This window comes from Sporosarcina sp. SAFN-015, assembly GCF_051966875.1.
Lineage (GTDB): Bacteria > Bacillota > Bacilli > Bacillales_A > Planococcaceae > Sporosarcina.
The window spans coordinates 152,114-175,321 of record NZ_JBQCKP010000004.1 but is presented as its reverse complement, the minus strand read 5'-3'; the positions used below and the strand labels follow the sequence as shown (position 1 = coordinate 175,321).

The 23,208-nt window shown below is 45.0% G+C and carries 16 protein-coding genes and 5 pseudogenes; 19 read left to right on the top strand and 2 right to left on the bottom strand.

The features are described 5' to 3' along the window. Positions 1-32 precede the first annotated feature (32 nt). The 10 genes and pseudogenes from hag (ACTHPA_RS09000) to ACTHPA_RS08955 all read left to right on the top strand — a co-directional run bounded on the left by hag (ACTHPA_RS09000) (position 33) and on the right by ACTHPA_RS08955 (position 9,678). Complete coding sequence (gene hag, locus ACTHPA_RS09000; RefSeq protein WP_440499838.1) at positions 33-770, top strand: flagellin Hag; 738 nt, start codon at positions 33-35, stop codon at positions 768-770. 342 nt (positions 771-1,112) lie between these two features. Then, positions 1,113-1,226 (top strand): annotated as a pseudogene (locus ACTHPA_RS08995) (flagellin); the annotation flags it as partial. 363 nt (positions 1,227-1,589) lie between these two features. Further along, positions 1,590-2,342 (top strand): annotated as a pseudogene (gene hag / locus ACTHPA_RS08990) (flagellin Hag); the annotation flags it as partial. A gap of 363 nt (positions 2,343-2,705) precedes the next feature. Continuing rightward, positions 2,706-2,819 (top strand): annotated as a pseudogene (locus ACTHPA_RS08985) (flagellin); the annotation flags it as partial. A gap of 134 nt (positions 2,820-2,953) precedes the next feature. Then, complete coding sequence (fliB, locus tag ACTHPA_RS08980) at positions 2,954-4,171, top strand: flagellin lysine-N-methylase (protein WP_440499837.1); 1,218 nt, start codon at positions 2,954-2,956, stop codon at positions 4,169-4,171. A gap of 432 nt (positions 4,172-4,603) precedes the next feature. Beyond that, a pseudogene (locus ACTHPA_RS08975) lies at positions 4,604-4,715 on the top strand (flagellin); the annotation flags it as partial. Between the two features lie 582 nt (positions 4,716-5,297). Further along, the gene (locus ACTHPA_RS08970; RefSeq protein WP_440499836.1) at positions 5,298-6,026 is read left to right on the top strand and encodes a hypothetical protein; all 729 of its coding nucleotides are present in this window, start codon (positions 5,298-5,300) and stop codon (positions 6,024-6,026) included. 661 nt (positions 6,027-6,687) lie between these two features. Continuing rightward, positions 6,688-7,491, top strand: a complete 804-nt coding sequence (locus ACTHPA_RS08965; RefSeq protein WP_440499835.1) for a hypothetical protein — start codon at positions 6,688-6,690, stop codon at positions 7,489-7,491. Positions 7,492-7,605: 114 nt separating this feature from the next. Then, on the top strand, positions 7,606-8,208 hold the full coding sequence (locus ACTHPA_RS08960; protein ID WP_440499834.1) for a hypothetical protein: 603 nt from the start codon (positions 7,606-7,608) through the stop codon (positions 8,206-8,208). Between the two features lie 168 nt (positions 8,209-8,376). Beyond that, positions 8,377-9,678 carry a Na+/H+ antiporter NhaC family protein gene (locus ACTHPA_RS08955; protein ID WP_440499832.1) on the top strand — a complete coding sequence of 434 codons (1,302 nt, stop codon included), beginning with the start codon at positions 8,377-8,379 and terminating at the stop codon, positions 9,676-9,678. A gap of 37 nt (positions 9,679-9,715) precedes the next feature. Here the strand turns inward: ACTHPA_RS08955 and ACTHPA_RS08950 are convergent, their stop codons facing one another. Together ACTHPA_RS08950 and ACTHPA_RS08945 are read right to left on the bottom strand one after the other, a co-directional pair. Further along, a complete protein-coding gene (locus tag ACTHPA_RS08950) occupies positions 9,716-11,698 on the bottom strand; it encodes a methyl-accepting chemotaxis protein (protein WP_440499831.1) in 1,983 nt (660 codons plus the stop codon). 341 nt (positions 11,699-12,039) lie between these two features. Then, positions 12,040-12,564, bottom strand: a pseudogene (locus tag ACTHPA_RS08945) (nitroreductase family protein); the annotation flags it as partial. Positions 12,565-12,602: 38 nt separating this feature from the next. Between ACTHPA_RS08945 and ACTHPA_RS08940 the strand changes: the two are divergent. The 9 genes from ACTHPA_RS08940 (at position 12,603) to ACTHPA_RS08900 (ending at position 23,207) form a co-directional block, all read left to right on the top strand. Next, positions 12,603-12,962 (top strand): winged helix-turn-helix transcriptional regulator, encoded by a 360-nt coding sequence (locus ACTHPA_RS08940; protein ID WP_440499830.1) that lies wholly within the window; start codon positions 12,603-12,605, stop codon positions 12,960-12,962. A gap of 75 nt (positions 12,963-13,037) precedes the next feature. After that, a complete protein-coding gene (locus tag ACTHPA_RS08935; protein WP_440499829.1) occupies positions 13,038-13,958 on the top strand; it encodes a catalase in 921 nt (306 codons plus the stop codon). A gap of 163 nt (positions 13,959-14,121) precedes the next feature. Next, positions 14,122-15,723 (top strand): gamma-glutamyltransferase family protein, encoded by a 1,602-nt coding sequence (locus ACTHPA_RS08930; RefSeq protein ID WP_440499828.1) that lies wholly within the window; start codon positions 14,122-14,124, stop codon positions 15,721-15,723. A 143-nt stretch (positions 15,724-15,866) separates the two neighbouring features. Beyond that, the gene (locus ACTHPA_RS08925) at positions 15,867-19,061 is read left to right on the top strand and encodes a BTAD domain-containing putative transcriptional regulator (protein ID WP_440499827.1); all 3,195 of its coding nucleotides are present in this window, start codon (positions 15,867-15,869) and stop codon (positions 19,059-19,061) included. After that, entirely contained in the window at positions 19,051-19,434 is a 384-nt protein-coding gene (locus tag ACTHPA_RS08920) for a hypothetical protein (protein WP_440499826.1), read from the top strand. Before ACTHPA_RS08925 ends, ACTHPA_RS08920 begins: the two co-directional genes overlap by 11 nt. Before the next feature lie 80 nt (positions 19,435-19,514). Continuing rightward, positions 19,515-20,774 carry a substrate-binding domain-containing protein gene (locus tag ACTHPA_RS08915; protein ID WP_440499825.1) on the top strand — a complete coding sequence of 420 codons (1,260 nt, stop codon included), beginning with the start codon at positions 19,515-19,517 and terminating at the stop codon, positions 20,772-20,774. 100 nt (positions 20,775-20,874) lie between these two features. Next, positions 20,875-21,648: an ABC transporter ATP-binding protein gene (locus ACTHPA_RS08910; RefSeq protein WP_440499824.1), complete on the top strand. Its 774-nt coding sequence runs from the start codon at positions 20,875-20,877 to the stop codon at positions 21,646-21,648. Beyond that, the gene (locus tag ACTHPA_RS08905) at positions 21,626-22,333 is read left to right on the top strand and encodes an ABC transporter ATP-binding protein (RefSeq protein ID WP_440499823.1); all 708 of its coding nucleotides are present in this window, start codon (positions 21,626-21,628) and stop codon (positions 22,331-22,333) included. Before ACTHPA_RS08910 ends, ACTHPA_RS08905 begins: the two co-directional genes overlap by 23 nt. Positions 22,334-22,346: 13 nt before the next feature. After that, positions 22,347-23,207 (top strand): branched-chain amino acid ABC transporter permease, encoded by an 861-nt coding sequence (locus ACTHPA_RS08900; RefSeq protein ID WP_440499822.1) that lies wholly within the window; start codon positions 22,347-22,349, stop codon positions 23,205-23,207. Position 23,208 lies beyond the last annotated feature (1 nt).

The following is a 23,208-nucleotide window of genomic DNA, read 5'->3' as shown; positions in this document are numbered from 1 at the left end:
TGAACCCATAGACACTCAAGGAGGAAATTACAATGAGAATTAACCACAACATTGCGGCGCTTAACACTCACCGCCAACTAGGTGCTAACAACACACAAGCATCTAAAAACCTAGAAAAATTATCTTCAGGTCTTAAAATCAACCGTGCAGGAGACGACGCAGCAGGTCTTGCTATCTCTGAAAAAATGCGTGGTCAAATTCGCGGGCTGGATATGGCTCAAAAGAACGCTCAAGATGGTATTTCATTAATTCAAACGGCTGAAGGTGCATTAAATGAAACACATGCAATCCTTCAAAGAATGCGTGAATTAACTGTCCAAGCAGGTAACAGTGGTACCCAACAATCAAACGATCTTCAAGCAATTCAAGATGAGATCGATGAGTTGGTAAGCGAAATTGATGGTATTTCAACTAGAACTGAATTCAACGGCAAAAAACTTTTAAATGGAGATTCAACTACTACAGCATTAAGGTTCCAAATTGGTGCGAATGCAGATCAACAACTTTCCATATCAATAGCTAATCATAATGCTGCAACTCTTACTGTAGATGATTTGGATGTAACTGGAATGACTAGTACTGCTCTTTTTAATGCGGAATTGAAAAAAGTAGATGACGCAATTCAAACTGTCTCTGATACACGTTCATCACTTGGGGCTAATCAAAACCGTCTAGAACACACAATCAACAACCTCGGAACTTCTTCCGAAAACCTAACAGCCGCGGAATCACGTATCCGCGACGTGGATTATGTCTTAACTGCTGCGTAAGCAGTGACAGACACAGTCGTCCTGACTGGTAACGGTCAGAGAGTATGATCGGGTGAAATGCTGGAAACCCCTGAAGCTTTCTTCCCCACAACGTAACTGGAAACAGTAAGCGTGACGGGCCGAAAAGAAGAGAGATTGGGCAATCAGCAGCCAAGCTCCTGTCTCGAAAGAGTGGAGAAGGTTCAACGACTAGGGTATACCATCTACAGCACTTGCCATGATGATGAAACCCATAGGAAATGCAAGACTGAGTACCTTGCCGATCCGAAGTGCCCGACCCCTACCGAGCAATCGAAGGGTGAAGATATAGTCTAGTCATTAGTGAAAGCTAATGTTCGCACGATGGCGAAAGAAATGATGGAGTTCACAAAGAACAACATCCTAACTCAAGCAGCACAAGCTATGTTGGCTCAAGCAAATCAACAACCACAGGGCGTACTCCAACTTTTACGCTAATACTATTTAGAGCGCGACCCGAATATCTCGGATCGCGTTTTTTTGTTTTGAAATATAGAAGAAGCAACCTAAATTAAGGATAGAATTATAAAGAACAACTTCCTGGCTTTAGTTGTACAAGCAAAATTAGCCAATGCAAACTTCACGTACAGTGAGTATTATAACTTTTCCGCTAACCTTTAACAGAATGATCGATAAATCATATCATTCTATTTTTAATTAAATGCTAAATCAATACAAGATCTATCCGATAATAAATATGTAAGCGGCAGTAACGAGTTCGGCCGGCTCTTACACCGTGAGCAATATACTATCTAGGGTCACAAGGACGTGAACCCATAAAACTCAAGGAGGAAAATTACAATGAGAATTAACCACAACATCGCGGCTCTCAACACATACCGCCAACTAGGTGCTAACAACACACAAGCATCTAAAAACCTAGAAAAACTATCTTCAGGTCTTAAAATCAACCGTGCAGGAGACGACGCAGCTGGTCTTGCTATCTCTGAAAAAATGCGTGGTCAAATTCGCGGGCTGGATATGGCTTCTAAAAACGCTCAAGATGGTATTTCCTTAATTCAAACTGCTGAAGGGGCACTTAACGAAACACATGCGATTCTTCAAAGAATGCGTGAATTAACTGTCCAAGCTGGTAATAGTGGAACACAACAATCAGGTGACCTTGATGCTATTCAAGATGAGATCGGTGAATTAATTAATGAAATTAATGGCATATCGTCTAGAACAGAATTCAATGGGAAGAATCTATTGAATGGGACAGCAACAATTGCTGGTACAGCAGGTCAACCTGACGAAGTAAAAGGTTCATCATTTGTACTCCAAATTGGAGCTAACAAAGATCAGCAACTTGAAGTGAAAATTGAGAATATGAACGCAACTACATTAACAGTTAATGACTTAAACGTAACTGGAATGACGACTACTACTGCATTTAATGCTGAATTAAAAAAAGTGGATGATGCTATTCAAAAAGTATCTGACACACGCTCCTCTTTAGGTGCTAACCAAAACCGCTTAGAACACACAATCAACAACCTCGGAACATCTTCCGAAAACCTAACAGCTGCGGAATCACGTATTCGCGACGTGGATTATGTCTTAACTGCTGCGTAAGCAGTGACAGACACAGTCGTCCTGGCTGGTAACGGTCAGTGAGTACGATCGGGTGAATTGCTGGAAACCCCTGAAGCTTTCTTCCCCACAACGTAACTGGAAACGGTAAACGTGACGGGCCGAAAAGAAGAGAGATTGGGCAATCAGCAGCCAAGCTCCTGTCTCGAAAGAGTGGAGAAGGTTCAACGACTAGGGTATACCATCTACAGCACAAGCCATGATGATGAAACCCATAGGAAACGCAAGACTGAGTACCTTGCTAATCCGAAGTGCCCGACCCCTACCGAGCAATCGAAGGGTGAAGATATAGTCTGGTCATTAGTGAAAGCTAATGTTCGCACGATGGCGAAAGAAATGATGGAGTTCACAAAGAACAACATCCTTACTCAAGCAGCACAAGCTATGTTGGCTCAAGCAAACCAACAGCCTCAAGGAGTTCTTCAACTTCTACGTTAATAAGGATAGAAAACGCGGTCCATAAATTGGATCGCGTTTTTTCTTTATATATTAGAAATTCAACCGATATAAAATATGCAAAATAAAACAGGATTACTGATTTAAAAATAGGTAATTAAGAGAGGTGCTAGGCATTGACTACAAAAACCACCAGAGAATTTATTGCTCCAAACTATATGAAAGAGTTTCAATGTATTGGTTCAGCATGTGATGATACTTGCTGTGCTGGTTGGAAAGTTATTGTTGATAAAGATACATACAAAAAATATAGAAACACGAACCATCCAGAACTAAAATCGTTATTGAAGGAAAATGTGAAACGTAATAGGTCTGCAGCAACAGATGTCTCATACGCAAAAATAAAGATGGATAGTTCGGGTGCCTGTACGTTATTGTATGATGATCATCTATGTAGAATCCAAAAAGAGTTAGGCCCAGATTTTTTATCAAATACGTGTGCTGTTTATCCAAGGAACTTAAACATGGTAGATAATGTGGTCGAAAAGAGTGCTACACTGTCATGTCCTGAAGCCGCAAGACTTACTTTATTTAATAAGAATGGGATTGAGTTCTATCAAGATACTGAACCGGCCAATACAAAGGGTTTTGTAAAAAAAAATACTATGACGAAAAAACAGCAGGACCTATTTTGGGAGTTGCGAATTTTTATTATTAATACTTTACAAAATAGGAGTATCTCTATTGAAGAAAGATTAATTATTTTAGGGATGTTTCTGAGGAAATATAACACTTCTTCAAATGAAAATGAAAATCTTCAATTGTTAATATCTGAGTTTAATAGAGATATGGAGAACTTGGCGTTTTCCGAACCAATAAACCAATTGCCGAAAAATATACCATTTAAAGTGAGTATGTGTAAAAGCCTTCTTAAATATAGGACCTCACTTCAAGTAACTAGTAATCGATATCTGGAATGTTTAGATGAAACGATTAAAGGACTTGGATTGGACGTGGATATTGGTGAAGAAAGAATAATTTTAAATTATACACAGGCGTATGAAAACTCGTATAAATCTTTTATACAGCAACACGAATATATCCTTGAGAACTACCTGGTGAATTATGTATTTACAAATTTATTCCCGTTTGACAAGAAAACAGTGACAGATAGTTTTACTATGCTTGTTCTTAATATCTCGATGATTAAATTACATCTTATAGGGATGGCAAAATATCATAATGGATTGACAATTGATTTGGTAATAAAATTATTCCAATCGTATTCAAAAACTATTGATCATAATTCAACTTATCTTTACAATGTGGAAAAATTGTTACAGGATTCAGGATATAATACTTTGGCACATATGGTTGTTTTAGTGAAGGATTAATGAAAGGTATTTGCAGGAATTGAAATTATAAAATCCGGCAAATCGGAATCACGTATCCGCGACGTGGATTATGTATTAGCTGCTGCATAAGCAGTGACAGACAAAGTCGTCCTGACTGGTAACGGTCAGTGAGTACAATCGGGTGAATTGCTGGAAACCCCTGAAGCTTTCTTCCCCACAACGTAACCGGAAACGGTAAGCGTGACGGGTCGAAAAGTAGAGAGATTGGGCAATCAGCAGCCAAGCTCCTGTCTCGAAAGAGTGGAGAAGTTTCAACGACTAGGGTATACCATCTATCGCACATGCCATGATGATGAAACCCATAGGAAACGCAAGACTGAGTAACTTGCCGATCCGAAGTGCCCGACCCCTACCGAGCAATCGAAGGGTGAAGATATAGTCTAGTCATTAGTGAAAGCTAATGTTCGCACGATGGCGAAAGAAATGATAGAGTTCACAAAGAACAACACTTACTCAAGCAGCACAAGCAATGTTGGCTCAAGCACAGCAAACCCCGCAAGGAGTCTTACAACTTCTTCGGTAATGTTGTGACCGGGCGTCTAACTTGGTAACGAGTTAGATGATGACTGGGTGAATTGCTGGAACCTCCTGAGAGCTCTTCTGCCACAGCGGCACTGGAAACGGTAAACGCGATGGCTTAAAAAACGAAGAGATTGGACAATCAGCAGCGAAGCCCCTGTCGGGAAACCGTGGGGAACGTTCAACGATTAGGATATACCGTCTAAGGCAATCGCTACGACGATGAAATCCGTAGGATGTTACGAATCGTAACATTCGAAGTGCCCAGCCCCTCCAAGGAAATTTAAGGGTGAAGATATAGTCTATTCTGTAATCGAAAGATACAGTCGCAAAGCAAGCGAACCAACAACCACAAGGAGTTCTTCAACTTCTACGTTAATCTGGTTAATAAAATGCGGTCCGAGATTATTCGGATCGCTTTTTTAGTCTGTTTGTAATCATATTACTATGACTAGTGAAGATTGTTATAGGGTATTAAAGTTAGTAGAATCGGTTGTATTCGTTATTGGATGACGAAAATTGAGAGCGAGACGAGAGTAGTGATAATGTGGGGGGAGACGAAAAAATAATTTCACAGAAGGAATTGTTGGATGAGTTGGATAGATTTACTCCGTGGTCTGGTCCGTTTCTAGTAAGGATTATGGGAATGTTTCCCGATTTTGAAGAAAAACCAATTCCTTTAGGATCTGGTGGTCTGTTGAAATATCGTGGAAGACATTTTGTGATTACAAATCATCATGTTATTAAAAACATAGTCGATCTAAAAAAAGATATAAGAATCCCCTATAGTATTAAGAATGAAACTTATTCTATGACTGTGTTAGACGCATACTCTAATTCCGAAGATGATATAGCTATTATTGAAATAAAATTTAATTCTAATATTAATATTAGTAATCACGCGTTTGTAAATGAGGAGTTTATAGAATATAACATTAGGGATTATGTTAACAAGACTAATATTATATTTATTCATGGCTATCCATCTCTGAAAACTACTATAAACTACGATAAATTGGAAATCGAAGCAACGACATTTCCTTATTGTACTTTTATTGATAAATTTGACGAATATATAAATTCCCTTTTTGTTCTCATTGACGAGACTGGTGTATCTAAATTTCAAGAAAAGGAAGATGTACCTAATGTATCGGGAATGAGTGGATCATTTGTCTATGGATACTATTACAACCAGAATCCACGCTTTAAATTAATTGGAGATTTAACAAGTTGGGACAAGTCTGATTCGACTTTGGAAGTTTATCCTATTAGTGAGTTTACAGACTTCATAGACAAGTATTTTTACACACCGTAATTATTGATTTGATAATTTCAAATGCAGAAACACATCAATCTAATTATGAAAATTCAAAAAAGTTTTTTGTTTTCTCTTACTACTCTTTTTTTCGAAAATGTTAGTTAACATTATTTTCATATCAACCATTAATGATCTTCTAGTGCGTATCAAATTGGTAACAGCTAAAGTTTCCAGATAGAATTTGTTTAATCTATTTGAATAGATTTTTTTTCCAGATAGTAAATACTATGCGATTACAATATCTTGCTTTAATTGAAAACCAATCAAAGTTCTCTTCCGAACAGAATTGTATTGTCGTAAGCAAAACAACAATACTTCTTTAATTTCTACTCAACTATAAAATAAAAATGAGGTCGAACCGCGTTTTTATTTTGTATTTGAGTGTGGAAATCCTCTACTAATGTTCTTTATATTAAAAGTGGCTAAGATGACGTTAAGTGAAAAGAGTCAAAATTATTAAAGTAATTCATTTTCATCTGTTATTTCCACAATTGCTGCCATTCCTAGGAAGGCAGTTTTTTAGTTTTCAGTGGAATTTGGTTCTTATCTTCATTTTGATGAGTTTAACTTCCATCACCTTGTATCCTTGTCCAGAAGACCAGTCTATATAGCAAGTGAAGCGACTGTTCATTCAAACAACTAATTGAGGTGAAGGAAAATGGAACAAGGTTGGATTAAAGTACATAGGTCACTATTAGACAAGCCGATTTGGACAGAGGCGACATCCGAGCAGAAAGTGATTCTGGTGACATTGCTGTTGATGGCGACGCACAAAGAAAGGCAATGGGAATGGAAGGGGATGTCGTATTCACTGCAACCGGGTCAAATGATAACGTCACTCCCGTCTCTCCATCAAAAATGCGGTAAAAATGTGACGGTGCAGAAAATCCGCACTGCTCTCAAACGATTTGAAAGGTATGGATTTCTAACAGATCAATCAACAAATCAAAACAGGCTCATAACCATTGTGAATTGGGATGTCTATCAACGTGGTGACCGTTTTGGAACAGATGACCTAACAGACAGTCAACAGACGGCTAACAGGCAGTTAACACCTAACAAGAATGTTAAGAAAGAAAAGAATGCAATAATTAATTATCCAAGGGTTACTCACGATGAGTCATCCGAGTATTATCAGCTGGCGTTGGCCCTTCATGAAGAGATTCGCCTAAACCATCCTGGCTATAGGGAGCCCGATCTTGGAAAATGGATAATCGAAATGAGGCACATCGTTGAAAAAGATCAGCGTACGATTGAACAAGTACAGTACATTATTACGTGGTCGCAGCAACATCATTTCTGGCGGACAGTTATCCTATCCCCTGCAGCTTTGCGAAGAAATTGGGATCAGATGGTGGCGCAAATGAAACAGGAACGTGATCGGCACAAGGGACAAGTGTACCAGTTACCGAAAAGGCGAGTGGAAGAATTTGTGCTAGATTTGGCGAAAGGCGAAGCATAGTATTCTTCAGGAACGATATCCTCGTATAAAGCACTTTTGTTTAACTGAAATAATGCCCATACTGACCGATATAAACATTAGCACTGCAAATTTGGATTTGATGGAGGAACCATTTTGAAATTAATTATCGGAGAACAACATATTGAGTATAAAGAGAAGCCGTCAGCGGATGAAGTGATTGAACGGATTAATGAGAGCGTGACGGAAGGGCATTATTTCAGCCATTTTATTGCAGATGGTACGGAAGTTTACGACGAACATGAGGAGTTTTTGGAGAGCAACTTGGAGGGGATCAAGGAGCTTGAAGTTGTCATTAAAACAGAAAAAGAATTCATGAATGATGTACTTTTGTCGGCAGAGGAATATTTGCAGCGTGCAATTCCTGAAGTGACCGCACTTGCAAATGAGTTCCAACGTGTCCCAACAAGTCAGACATGGGACAGATTTGAAATGCTGTTAGGCGGAGTGGAATGGCTGAATGACATGTTGAAAGTCGTTTGCAATAGCAAAGAACGCCCTTCTAACTGGGAAATGTATCAACAGATGACGTCCAACATGCAAGCTGAGTTGTCAAAGCTAGGTAAGGCAGTTGAAAAGAAGAAGAACGTTCAAATTTCAACGATCATTAAGAGTGGCTTGTTGCCAATTTTTGAGCGGTTGGAGAAGGAGTTTGGGGAGACGATTGATACGGAGTTTGTTCGTAAGAATTTGAATTGACATAACGAATGTCGCCTAGTAATGAAATTTTTTATGGCAACATTGATTGATAAGGAGCTCCATCCAAAATCAGCTATTCAACCGAGTACTTCACTCATCTGAACAGCTGATTTTTATGTTATACTGATATGCTTGTGTTACTGAATACAATGAAGTTGAGGAATGCGTATGTTGAATGAACAATTGAAAAAAGGGAGTCTGTTGGCGTTTTTGCCGCTTATTGTTTTTGTTGTCCTGTTTATCGGGTCGGGGATTGTGACGAAGGACTTTTATAATATGCCTTTGAACGTGGCGATGCTGATTGCGGCTGCTGTGGCGCTCATGATGAATCGGCGGGAGACGTTCAGTAACAAGGTCGATGTTTTTATGAAGCATGCGGGGCATCCGAATATTATTTTAATGGCAGTCATTTTTCTATTGGCTGGCGCTTTTGCGGGAGTGGCGAAAGGGATGGGGGCTGTTGAGTCGACGGTCAATTTAGGGCTGTCGTTGCTGCCAGCAAATTTGCTCATTGTCGGCTTGTTTGTCATCGGCTGTTTCATATCGATTTCGATGGGGACGTCGATGGGCACAATCGTTGCACTGGCGCCGATCGGTGTAGGAATTGCCGCTCAAACGGATATCCCTGTATCGCTTGCGATGGCAACGGTCATTGGCGGTGCGATGTTCGGGGATAATTTGTCGATGATTTCGGATACGACGATTGCGGCGGTCCGGACGCAACAGACAAAAATGAAGGACAAGTTCAAAGTGAATTTCTTCATCGTTCTTCCGGGAGCGATCGTGACGATGATTCTCCTTGCTCTGTTGACGCAAGGTAATTCCGCGGAGCTAGCAGGTGAATACCCATTTGAATTCATTAAAATCTTGCCGTATGTAGCTGTATTAGTGGCGGCATTGCTCGGTGCGCATGTATTGGTCGTACTCGTTGGAGGAACGATTTTAGCTGGTGTCATCGGACTGCTGGATGGTTCCTACCAGTTGGCGAGCTTCTTGCAGACGGCATCCGAGGGCATTATGTCGATGGAGGATTTAGCGATCGTTTCCATTTTAATCGGCGGTATCGTTGGGATCATTCAGCATAATGGCGGCATCGATTACTTATTGCGGGTCATCTCCCGTAGAATCAAGTCGAAAAAAGGCGCTGAATTCGGAATTGCAGGATTAGTGAGCGCGGCGGATATTGCGACTGCCAATAATACAATCGCCATCATTATTACGGGACCGATCGCAAAACGCATCGCCGATGAGTACGGCATTGATCCTCGCAAATCGGCAAGTTTGCTTGATACGTTTTCAAGCGTCTGGCAAGGCGTCTTGCCGTACGGTGTCCAAGTATTGGCGGCCGCGGGCTTAGCGGCAATTTCGCCGTTAAGCATCATCGTCTATTCGTTCTACCCGGTACTGATGGGGATTTGCTGCATTATTGCAATGTTGATTGGATATCCGAAGTTCAATAAAACAAAATAAAGATCCCGCCTGGCATATAGCCAATGCGGGATTTTTTTTACATCTTGAAACGGTCAATTGCAAGGTTCAGTTTTTCACTCAAGTCTGTCAGTATTTCTGCAGCATCTGTGACAGATTGGATTGCCCTGAGCTGCTCGTCTGTTGAAGCGCTGACTTCTTCACATGCGGCTGCTGTTTCTTGGGACGTGGCCGCCATCGTCTGGATGGTCATTGCCACTTCGTCTTTACGACGGGCTACGCTCTCGATTTCATTTGAAATCGAATCGATGGAAGCCTGCATATTTTCCATCAAATCGGAAAGTTGGGCGAATGTCTTTTCTGTTTCCTGGACGACGCTTTCTTGGTCTCGGAACGTAGCGATTGTTTCATCCATCTGGGAAGTTACGAGTCGGGATTCTTCCTGTAATTGCAAGACGGTCTCTTTCACTTCTTCCGTAGCACGCGCAGACATTTCCGCAAGTTTCCGGACTTCTTCTGCGACGACTGCAAAGCCTTTTCCGTGTTCGCCTGCACGAGCCGCTTCAATGCTTGCGTTCAGTGCAAGAAGGTTTGTCTGTGAGGAAATATCAGTGATTGTTTCCATGACTCCACCGATTTCCTTAACCTTTTCGCCGAGGGTACTAATGGCGTCGTTCATCGACTTCAGATTTGTGCCTGATGATTCGAACGTCTGTTGAAGATTGTGCATCTGGGTTTGGCCATTCGTGTTCATCTTGCCTGTCTGTTCCGCGATTGTCTTCATTGAAACCGCACGTTCCGTAATATCGTTGATCTGTCTGCCAAGTTCATCTGCTTTTTCAGTGACCGTTTCGGCATCTCCTGCAGATCTGGAAGCACCATGTGCAATTTCATTTACGGCATTTGCAACTTCCGAGCTTGATGCACTCGTCTCTTCTGCCACGGCACTCAAACTTTCAGAGTTTGTCCTGACATGGTCAGCGGATTGATTCACAACGGAAATGATGCCATGCATGTTGGCAATCATTTTGTTGAAGTTTTCGCCAAGTTGTCCAATCTCATCTTTCGTTCGGATATCCGATTGGACGGTCAGATCGCCTTCTGCTACTTCATCCATCAAGCTTCGAAGACGTGCAATCGGTTTCAGCATTCTGCTAATGAGGAAGTACAGGCCGATTCCGACAACGGCGAGTGTGATGATTGAAATGATGAAGATGGAAATTAACAGCTGACGCGACATTTCCATAAGGTTGTTCTCCTCATATACTGTACTGACCTTCCAACCAAATTCGGGGATTGTCGAATGGACGCTGATCATCTGTTTGCCGTCCTCGTCCTTGAATGTCGCATCCCCCTGGTCCGAATCGTACATATTCTTGACATAGGCAATCTCCATCAAGTTTTCCCCGCCTTTTGTTGGGTGGGCAATCGCTGTGCCGTTTTCGTCAAAAAGCGTGGAATAACCATCGTACGGGATATACGCTGAGTTCAACATATCGGTAATAGCGGTCAACATGAGGTCAACCCCGGCCACACCGACTACTGTTCCGTTCTTCTCGACCGCAAAGGAAGCAGTGATCATGAAATCGCCGCTGACCTCATCGATGTATGGTGACGACCATTGCACCTTGCCCGGTTCTGCAATCGCGTTTTCATACCATGGACGGCTCGTCGGATCGAAGCCGGTCAAATCCGACACAGGATAAATATTGATATGCTTGGAAGGTAGTGCATAATAGACTGCAACTGCATCGGAATAGACTTCCAAAAAGTTTTTCAGTCTTTGAACTAACTCCGCTTCACTTACACTTGAACCTCTAGGACCAGTGAAGTTCATAATTTCATCCGAATCGGTAAGGGCATCGATTCCTTTCGAATATTGTGCAAGGAAGTTTTCGACAGAGTAACCCATCTGGCTCGAAATAGCGTCGCTTGAATCGATAACACTTTCCAGCGAACGTTTCTTCACCTGGCCATTAAGCATGAAGGCCATAAGTAAGGTTCCTATAAAAAATAGAATTAGAGCTGTGAAGATGATCTTAGTTTTTAGTGATTTAGCCATAAATATCCACCCTTCTTAGTAAATTTGGTCTATATATTTTATTTCGACAAATTTTGTGGCGATTCAAGTGATTTCTCAACCGGGTGAACAAAATATTTTGTCTTTTTAATTTTCATATTAGTCATGTGGGCAATGTTCTGCATGGCGTTTTCTATCTTAATTCTATAAAGCTTTGTGTGAAAGGGAATGAAAAGGGGGAATGGAATGCAAAGACGGTGAATGGGTGAACGGGGAGTATCGCGCTTCCGGATTATATGAAATGAACGAATGACAATATAGCAATACACCACGCATAAAAAAGAAAACGAGCTGCCGGAAGACAGGCACGTTTCCTTTTGATTTTATTTAAAAACTTTCAAACGGTCTTCCACAGGTTGAAATTCCTTCTTGTTCGGTTCCATGACCGGCTTGCCGAACGGCATTTGAGCAAGCAGTTTCCAGCCTTTAGGCAAGTTCCAAGTTTCCTTAACTTCGTCGTCAATCAGCGGATTATAGTGTTGCAGGCTTGCGCCGAATCCTTCTTCTTCAAGCGCCGTCCAAATGACAAACTGCAGCATGCCGGACGACTGGAGTGCCCAGCCTGGGAAGTTATCTTTGTATTCTTCGTTGTCCCGCTGCATCTGTTCCACTAAATCCATATCCTCAAAAAACAGGATTGTGCCGTACCCGCCGCCGAACATTTGCATACGTTGTTCAGTTGAAGCGAAATTCTCCTCAGGCACAATTTTACGCAATGTATTTTCAGTGATATTCCAGAGCTTGTTGTTTTCTTCGCCAAGCAGCACGACAACGCGTCCGCCCTGTGAATTGAAAGCAGACGGCGTATGTTTCACCGCATGAGCAACAATTTCTTCAATTCTTTCATCCTATAGTATACAAAAGGATACTACAGGAGGAATCATGTATGTCAGACGTTTCAAAATGCAAAGTCGAAGAAGCGCTCGAAATCGTTGTAGGCAAATGGAAACCGATCATCTTGCTTCATTTATTGCATGAAGGTACGAAACGGTTCAGCGAGCTGAAGCGCAGCATGCCAGGCATCACGCAGAAAATGCTGACGAAACAGCTACGGGAACTGGAAGAAGAGGATATCATCCAGCGGGTCGTCTATCCGCAAGTGCCACCGAAAGTCGAGTATTCCATGACAGAGTACGGACGGTCTCTCGGTCCAATTCTAGAAGCGATGCACGAATGGGGCGAGAATCATATCCAGCATAAAAATAACTTGGGCTGCAATTCGGATAGTGGTAAACAAGCGCAGTGATTATGATGAGGGCGTGTATGAATCCCGCCGTGTAAGGGTATAAAAGAGGCAAGTGACAGAAAGTGAGGTGGTGACATGTTTGGGGATGGAGAGGAGTACATAACACCGGAAGAAGCGGTGGATACGATCGAGGAATTTGCAGGGAGGTATCCCGGCTATCGGCGTGCGCATGCGAAGGGAATTGCGTTCGACGCGGAGTTTGTGCCGTCTGGAATTGCCGTTCCGTATACGGTGTCCCCGCATCTTCAAAAGGGGAAAGTTGGCGCAGTTGTTCGGTTTTCCCATAGCACGCCGTCACCCGACCCGCCGGAATGGCTTGTGCCGATCAAGGGAATGGCGGTCCGGTTTTCATTGCCGGACGGCGCATTCACGAATTTGGTGATGGCGAATGTGCCGGTATTCATTACGAAGACGCCTGAAGCGTTTGTGCGGCTGCTGAAAGTGATGACAAAGGGTGAGTTGTCATGGCGTGAAAAATGGCGCGTGCTTCGGAAAGACCCTGAATTTCGGACAGTGCCTACGTTGTTGAAGCAGCTCAAACCGCCTGCTAGTTTTGCAGAAGAAACGTACCATGCGCTCCATTCGTATTATTTGGTCAATGGGCAAGATGAGCGGCAGGCTGTCAGATTTCGATGGGCGCCCGTCTCTAAAGAGGAAGGTTCAATTTTAAAAACGATGAATGATTTGGAGGAGGAACTGCTAGCCCGTATGGAAGATGAGGGTGTGCAATTCCGCTTGATGATCCAGATCGGCGAGGATGGCGATCCGGTGGATGATCCGAGTGTCAGATGGCCAGAAGATCGACAGATGATCGATGCGGGTATTTTGACACTAAAGTCTGTACGGGAAGATGAGGCCGAATCTTTCGTATTCGATCCGACGCTTGAGGTTGAAGGTCTTGAGTGTTCGGATGATCCAATTCTCAAGTACCGCTCTCCCTTCTATGCCGAATCATCCGGCCGCCGTTTCCGTGAAAAGCGTCTGCCCGGTCAATGAATGATCATAACAATCCCGCTCGCTGGCATTCGGCCAATAGCGGGATTTATTTTTGCTTTTTGCTATTCTAAGGATTTTATTTCCGACAAAAACTACTATTCTAAAGTTTTCCTCCATTCTAGCGAAAGTGTCGTATAATAGAAGAAAAAACGGGGGAATTCCATTGGACTATTTATACAACCCACACCAAACAACTCGCCATACCGTATTCGCGCGGAAAGGAATGGTGGCGACGTCGCAACCGCTGGCGTCTCAAGCGGGCATTGAAGTAATGCAGAAGGGCGGGAATGCGGTCGATGCCGCGATTGCAACGGCAGCTGCGCTTACGGTCGTCGAGCCGACAACGAACGGACTTGGGGGCGACGCATTTGCAATCGTCTGGATGAAGGATAAGCTGTACGGCTTGAACGCGTCCGGACCTGCGCCGGAAGCGTTGACACTGGATGCGATGAAAGAGGCGGGGCACGAAAAGATTCCGACGTTCGGCTTCACACCGATTACCGTGCCGGGGGTTCCTTCTGCTTGGGCGGAACTATCGAAACGGTTCGGCAAGCTGCCATTGAGTGAAACGCTTGCCCCTGCCATCCGTTATGCGGAGGAAGGATATCCGTTGACGCCGGTTTTAGGGAAGTACTGGAAAATTGCCTATAATAAATTCAAATCGCTTGATTCAGCTGAATTCGACGAGTGGTTCAAAGTATTCGCGCCGGATGGCCGTGCGCCTGAAATCGGGGAAATGTGGAAGTCGCCGGATCATGCAAAGACATTGCGTTCCATTGGCGAAACGAATGCAGAGTCCTTTTATAAAGGCGAGCTTGCGGATTTGATTGATGCACATGTGGCTGAGAACAACGGCTACTTACGCAAATCTGATCTTGAAAACTACAAAGCGGAATGGGTCGATCCGATTTCGACGAATTATCGTGGCTATGACGTATGGGAAATCCCGCCGAACGGGCAAGGCATCGTGGCGCTCATGGCGCTCAATATTTTCTCCGAAATGAATCCTGCCGTTTCTGGAGACGTTCAGTCATTGCACGAACAGATCGAGTCGATGAAGCTCGCTTTCATTGACGGAAAGGCATTCATTACCGAACAAAAAGAGATGCCGATTGATGTTAAGGAATTGTTGTCGAAGGATTATGCAAAGAAACGTGCCACAGAAATTAAGGAACGGGCAACAGCGCCGGAACCATTCGAGCTGCCTCGAGGCGGAACGATCTATTTGGCGACTGCGGATGAAGAGGGGAATATGGTTTCATTCATCCAATCGAATTATATGGGCTTCGGGTCGGGAGTTGTCGTGCCGGGAACAGGCATTGCGCTCCAAAACCGAGGCGTCGATTTCTCGCTTGATCCGAACCATCCGAATGTCTTGAAGCCGGGCAAACGGACGTATAACACGATCATTCCAGGGTTTCTCACGAAAGATGGACAAGCGGTCGGCCCGTTCGGTGTCATGGGCGGTTTCATGCAACCGCAAGGCCATTTCCAAGTCGTCGTCAACACGGTCGATTATCATTTGAATCCACAAGCGACGCTCGATGCGCCGCGCTGGCAATGGATTGAAGGGAATAAAGTGCACGTAGAGCCGGATTTCCCGAATCATATTGCCCAAGCGCTCGTCAGGCTAGGGCATCAAGTCGTCCCTACATTGGACGGCGGATCATTCGGCAGGGGCCAGATCATTTGGCGCGACCCGGAAACAGGCGTCCTTTCTGGCGGGACCGAAGCGAGAACAGATGGATCGATTGCGGTTTGGTGATGAAATTGTAAACTAGTCATAACACCTTCTTTCCAGTTTCCACAGCGAAACTGGTTAGAAGGTGTTTTTTTACAGATGTCATCCAATTCAGAACCTTCTATGTTAAAATAGTTAGAAAGAGATACTAGGGTAGGTGAGAATCGATGCAGACAAAGCCCATTTTACTATCAAAGCTAATGCCGCCAACGCCGTCCGCCACGTATATGCGGAGAGCTTCGTTCATTAAAAAGATGAAGATGGCGGATCGGGTGAAGCTGACGCTATTGCATAGCGGGGCAGGGTATGGGAAAAGTTCGGGTCTTTCTGCGTATTTTCATGATACGAAAGCGACATACAGCTGGTATTCCGTGACGGATGAAGATGATGACGTCCTTCCCTTTATTACATATTTGACGCAAAGTATCCGTCGTGTCGTGCCGGAATTCGGGTCTTCCTTGTCTGAATGGGAGGAGCCGACATTGCATCCGAAAGAAATGGATCTTGAACGATGGCTTGCCCTTTTCATGAATGAACTTTGTGAAATCGACACCTCCCTTTTCATTGTCATCGATGATTTTCACCATGTCGACCATGTGTTTTTAGTCAATTATCTCGTTGAAAAGATGATCGGTTCATTGCCACCGAACATACATCTTATTGTTGCGACGCGGAACCGTCCGCGTTGGGCGAGCCTCGTCAAATTGAAGGTGACTGGCCAACTGAACGAGCTGACGGAGGAAGACTTTCTATTTTCGGAAGAGGAAGTCGCCGTTTTTTACGAGGATTATTTCGAACAGACGCTAACGGAAGCGGAGGCGGCATCGGTCATCCGTTTGACGGAAGGATGGGCGATTGCGGTCAATTTACTGGCGCTCCATCTTGCAGGTGGTGAAACCCATTTGCCGACCGCGATGAAGCCCGCCCTGCATGAACTGTTCGCCTATCTGTCCGAGGAAGTGTTCAACCGGATGAGCGAGGAAGAGAAGAATTGGCTGTTGGCCTATTCAATCTTTCCGACGTTTTCCTTGCAGCTTGTCGGTACGTTTTATGGGAATGAAGCGGCAAGCATACTCGAGCAATTAGCGGAGCGGCATGTGTTTATTCAAACACTCGGGGAAGGGACATACCGGTACCACGCCCTCTTCCAGCAATTTTTGGAACGGAAATGGCAAACGGCCGATCCGGATCGGTTTCATTCAATACAAAAAAAGGCCGCTGAATTTTATGTTCGGCTGGCAAACCCGATCCAAGCGATTTCACATGCTGTCAAAAGTGGTGACTCCGAATTCATCGGTCAAATCATCATCGATAATGGGGCAAGTCTCATTAAAGCCGGTCAGTTCGAATGGCTGCTTGATATTGTCAAAAGCTTATCGCCTGACGTGCTCGAAAGATTTTATCCACTCTATTATTTTGAAGGGGAGGCGCATCGGTACCGTGCTTTTTACGAGAAAGCGAGAGTGGCGTATTCGGCATGTATAGTAGCAGCCGAAAACCAGGGTGATGATTATTATGCAGGCCGCGCACATGCGGGAATCGCGAATATTTATCTCGACACGATCCAACCTGGGCTCGCAGATCCGTATTTGATGAATGCGATCCTTTTCGCGGAAAAGAGCGAAAGGACAAGCGAATTGGAAATGGAGTTGTTGAAACGGCAATTCGCAGAAAACCTCGTCAATCTCGGTAAAGCTGCCGATGCTGCAAAATGGGTGGAGCAGGAGATCCATGATAAAAGCATTCTCCGGGAAGGCAATTTAGATGCAAGAATTGCGCTTCGGACCGGCCAATTGCATGAAGCGCAAGCAATCTTAACGGAACGTATCGATGATTCAACATTGCCTGATGCTCACAGGGAAACCGACATTTTACTCTCTTTAATTTACTCGATGACGGGGCAAAATGAGCTCGCATTGGAGAGTGCCGAACGAGGGGTCGAGCTCGGAAAGGCGGAGAAATCGGGTTTCATTGAAGCGGTCGGTCTCATCCGGATGGGCCACGCGAGAACGATTGCCGATTCCGGCGATGCAGCAATTGCGAAAGAACATTATATCCGGGCGATCGAGCGGATGGATGAATTGAATGTGTCGCGCGGGAATGCAGAGCCGTATATGGGGTTGTCGATTGTGGCAGCGCGGCAAGGAGAATATGCGGAAGCGATCCGGTACGGAGAGGCGGGTTTGCGGGAGACGGAGAAGGTCAACGATGGCTGGCTTTCTGCACTGATTCATATTGGGCTCGCAATCGTTCATTATTATGCAGGAAATGATTCGGACATGGAACGCCATTTAAGTGAGGCGGACCGTTTATTCCAAACGTGTGGAGATGTGTACGGAGAAATGGTGACAGCGTTTTGGTCGATGAATTTGTACGGCAGAACCGGAAATGAAGCACGTTTTTCGGAGCACGCCGAACGATTTTTCACACTTTGTACGGTTTATTCCTTCTTCCTGACGGCCGACACCGTTTTCGGCCCGTTCGATCGCCAGTCCATCCATCCTTTAGTGCTCAAGTCGGCACGTATCCATAAGGAGCACACTGGTATTCAGCACGCCATTCATCTCCTTGGACTAGAGGAAACCGCTTCCCATCCAGGCTATAAAATCGATGTCCAGCTATTAGGGCCTTTCATGATTCAACTTGGGCTTGAAGAAGTCGACGACCGGAAATGGCAACGGGATAAGTCGAAGGAGATCTTTCTTTATTTATTATTGAATAAAAACCGTTTCGTCCCGAAAGAGGAAATCATGCAGGCACTTTGGGAAGATGCCGACGACAAGAGCGCTGACCGGGATTTTAAAGTGGCCTTGAATGCATTGCTGAAAGTGATCGAGCCGAACCGGAGTGCAAGGGAAAATCCGTTTTTCATTCTCCGCAAACAGACGATGTACCGGTTGAACCCGAAAGCCGACATCCGGACGGATCTTGATCGTTTCATAGAGTATGTGGAATCCGGCTTGGCGGAAAAGACCGCCGAGACAGCAGTAGACCAACTATTGAAAGCAACTGCCCTTTATAAAGGGAAACTGTTCGAGGAAAAGCTGTCTGTCGAATGGATTGCACAAGAACGCGAGCGCATCGAACAGCTCTACATCCAAGCACTCGAACGCCTCGCACAATCATATACGAGGCTGCAAAACTACGGAAAAACAATCGAATGGGCGGAGAAACTGCTGCGGATCGATCAAACATGGGAGGAAGCGTATCGCTTGCTCATGTACGCCCACTACCAGCTCCAAAACCGCCCGCAGTCTATCAAATGGTACCGCAAATGCCAATCTGTTTTGCAAGACGAGTTATCCATCGAACCTATGGAAACGACTGAGCAGATGTACAAAATGATTATGAATGAATTATAGGACGGTCTCGGATTCCGGGGCCGTCTTTGCATTGCCCGCGCTCAAGAAAGCCGTTTCGCGCTCAAGAAAACCGAATCCGCGCTCAAGATTTCCATTTCGCGCTCAAGAATTTCATTTCGCGCTCAAGAAAACCGACTCCGCGCTCAAGATTTCCATTTCGCGCTCAAGAAACCGAATCCGCGCTCAAGATTTCCGTTTCGCGCTCAAGAAACCGACTCCGCGCTCAAGAATTCCGTTTCGCGCTCAAGAAACCGAATCCGCGCTCAAGATTTCCATTTCGCGCTCAAGAAACCAAGTCCGCGCTCAAGAATTCCGCCCCCGCGCTCAAGAACTTCGCCCAAGCGCTCAAACCGGCTTGTCCATTGCTTTGTAACTCTTTTGCAACTCCGCATCGCTAGAGTAATAGACAGGAAGAAAGCGTTTACAAAACGAGTGGGAGAGAGGAGTTGCAGTATGAAGAAGAAATTGTGGTTAGTTCTATTATTTGCAATGATGCTAGTCATTAGCGCGGCTTGCAGCAAATCAGAAGAAGGAGATGCATCGTCTTCTGAAAAGGAAACGCCATCGAATACAACGCCTGTATCGGGAGAAGCGAGCAGTGAAGAAGGCGGCACGATTAAAATTGGTGTCCTCGCTTCATTGACTGGAGCGCTCGAATCATATGGAAAGCAAACAAGACAAGGCTTCGAGCTCGGTCTTGAATATGCGACTGGCGGCACGATGGAAGTCGCAGGCAAGAAAATCGAATTCATTTTCGAAGATACGGAAACGAAACCTGAAGTCGCTGTCCAAAAAGCGACAAAGCTTTTAGAAGAAGATGAAGTGGATTTCCTCGTCGGTTCCTCTAGTTCTGGGGACACGCTCGCAGTACTTCCATTAGCGGAAGAATACGAGAAAATTATGATCGTTGAACCAGCTGTAGCGGACAGCATTACAGGTTCGGAGTTCAACCCATACATTTTCCGGACGGCAAGAAACTCGTCTCAAGACGCTGTCGCAGGGGCTGCTGCAATCGCGGGTCCTGGCGTTAAAATCGCGACATTCGCACCGGATTATTCATTCGGATGGGATGGTGTCGCAGCATTCAAGAAAGCTGCTGAAGATTTAGGGGCAGAAATTGTTATCGAAGAATTCGCAGATCCAGCAGCAACGGACTTCACATCCAACTTGCAGAAGATCATTGAAGCAGACCCTGATTACATGTTTGTCGTGTGGGCTGGGGCGAACTCGCCTTGGAACCAGATCGCTGATTTGAAGATGCAAGAGAAAGGCATCAAAATCTCGACAGGTGCACCGGATATCCCGGCACTTTCCATCATGGAGCCGCTCGTCGGCATGGAAGGGTTCTCGGTTTACTACCATACGCTTCCTGACAATGAAATTAACGATTGGTTAGTCAAGGAGCACAAAGCGCGCTATAACGGCGAAGTTCCTGACTTGTTCACGCCAGGTGGAATGACTGCTGCCATCGCGATTGTTGAAGCGTTGAAGAAGACGGATGGAGACGCGGACGGCAATACGTTGATCGGTGTTATGGAAGGCATGTCATTCGACACACCAAAAGGAAAGATGACTTTCCGAGCCGAAGATCACCAAGCGTTGCAAACGCTTTATTCCATCAAGCTTGAAAAGCAAGATGGCGTGCCATATCCGGTTCCGGTTCTCATCAGGGAGCTTTCGCCTGAAGAAACTGAGCCGCCAATCAATAACTGATCACTTATAGGGAATTTGGAAGGACAGTGAACTCGCTGTCCTTCTCAATCACATCAAAACAGTTTGATCTGATTGAGAAGGATGGGAAGGAGGAAAACGAGTGGAACCGATTATACGAACAGAAAACCTGACAATCCGATTCGGCGGGCATACGGCCGTATCGCATGTAAATTTTGAAATGCCGCCACGGCACTTGAAGTCGATCATCGGGCCGAATGGCGCGGGCAAGACGACGTTTTTCAATTTATTGAGCGGTGAACTGAAACCGACGGAAGGGGACGTCTTCTTCAAAGGAGAATCGATGGCTCCTTTATCTGCAGTTGCCCGGACGCGGAAAGGGCTTGGCCGTTCATTCCAAATAACGAATGTGTTTCCGAATTTGACGGTGCTGGAAAATGTCCGGCTTGCAGTCCAATCAAAAAAAAAAATCCGGTATCAAATGATCCGGCATTTTATCCATTATAAGCAGCTCATCGAAGAGGCGGAGAAATTGATTGCCCTCGTGCTGCTCGATGGCAAAGAACATGCCATCGCAAGCCAATTATCCCATGGGGAGAAGCGGAAGCTTGAAATCGCGATGCTGCTCGCGCTCGACACAGAAGTGCTGTTGCTCGATGAACCGACGGCCGGCATGTCCCTTGAAGAAGTGCCAGCGATATTGGACGTCATCCGAAAAATCAAACAGACGGGTGAAAAAACGATTTTGTTGATCGAGCATAAAATGGATATGATTTTGGATTTGTCGGATTCCATCATGGTGCTCTTCAACGGCAAGCTGCTGGCGGATGGCAGCCCGAAAGAAATTATGGATAACGAAACTGTACAAAATGCGTATTTGGGAGGCCTTTACGATGAAAACCTTGCTGAAAGTTGATGGCATCCATACGCATATCGGCCAGTACCATATCCTTCAAGGCATTTCATTCGAAGCGCGTGAAGGGGAAGTGAGCGTTCTTCTTGGCAGGAACGGAGCGGGTAAGACGACGACATTGAAGACGATTATGGGATTGACGCCTGCTTCGAAAGGTAGCGTTGAATTCATTGGACAGGATATTACGAAAAAACCGACGTATACGATTGCAAACGCCGGAATCGGCTATGTGCCGGAAGACCAAGGTATCTTCGGCGATTTGACCGTTGAGGAGAATATGAAAGTAGCTATGCGGAAAGAAGACGAAGCGGCGTTTGCGCGACAAGATTATGTGCTGGAACTATTTCCGGATTTAAAGAAGTTTTGGAAGAAGGACGGAGGACATTTATCTGGTGGGCAGAAGCAAATGCTTTCGATGGCACGTGCGTTCGTCAATGACAGCAAGCTGCTCCTTATCGATGAACCGTCGAAAGGGTTGGCACCGATCGTCGTAGAGAAGGTAATGGAAGCCATTACGGAAATGAAGAAAAGCACGACGATTGTGCTCGTGGAACAGAACTTCATTATGGCGAGCCGGATTGGCGACCGTTATACGCTCATTGACGACGGGGAAACGGTCCATGCAGGGGATATGGCAGATTTAATCCACAACGAAGAAATAAAACGCAAATACTTAGGAATCGGATGAAGGGGGCTGCACGATGGATTTACTTATCAATTTAACGATAAACGGTTTGGCGACGGGCATGCTCATTTTCCTTCTCGCTTCCGGTTTGACACTCATTTTCGGACTCATGAGCGTGCTGAATTTCGCGCATGGCGGACTGTTCGCGTGGGGTGCGTTTTCAGGCGTATGGTTCTATACGATCTCGGGAAGCTTCATCGTCGGCATTCTTGGCGCCATCCTTACAGGAATCATCCTCGGTTTCATTACCGAAAAGCTGATCATTACGCCGGTGTATGGCAATCACGTCCAGCAGATCCTCATTACACTCGGCTTCATGCTTGTGCTTGCTGAAATGCTGAAAGTCGTTTGGGGGCCGAATCAAATCGCGGCGAAAGTGCCTCCGTATTTGGCGGGTAGCTGGGAGTTCGGGGACGTCCTTATCATTAAATATCGGTTATTCATTATCATCGTAGGCTTCGTCATTTTTGGCATTTTCCAATACATGCTGCAAAGGACAAAAATCGGCCTGATCGTTCGTGCTGGCGTATTGGATAAAGACATGGTTCAGGCGCTTGGCATCAATATTAAGCGCGTTTTCTTGTACGTTTTCATGGCAGGTGCTGCGCTTGCAGCGTTGAGCGGCGTTCTGTTTGCTCCGTATTCAGGTGTCATCTACGCGGAAATGGGTTTTGAATTTGCGATTTTGGCGTTCATTGTCGTTGTCATCGGCGGGATGGGCAGCTTCCCGGGCTCGTTGTTTGCCGCCATTTTGGTCGGTCTCGCGGGAAGTTATATGGCGTATTACGTTCCCGCTCTATCACTTGCGGTCAATATGTTGCTTATGGCAATCGTATTAATATTCCGTCCGCAAGGGCTTTTCACGGCAAAGGGGTGAC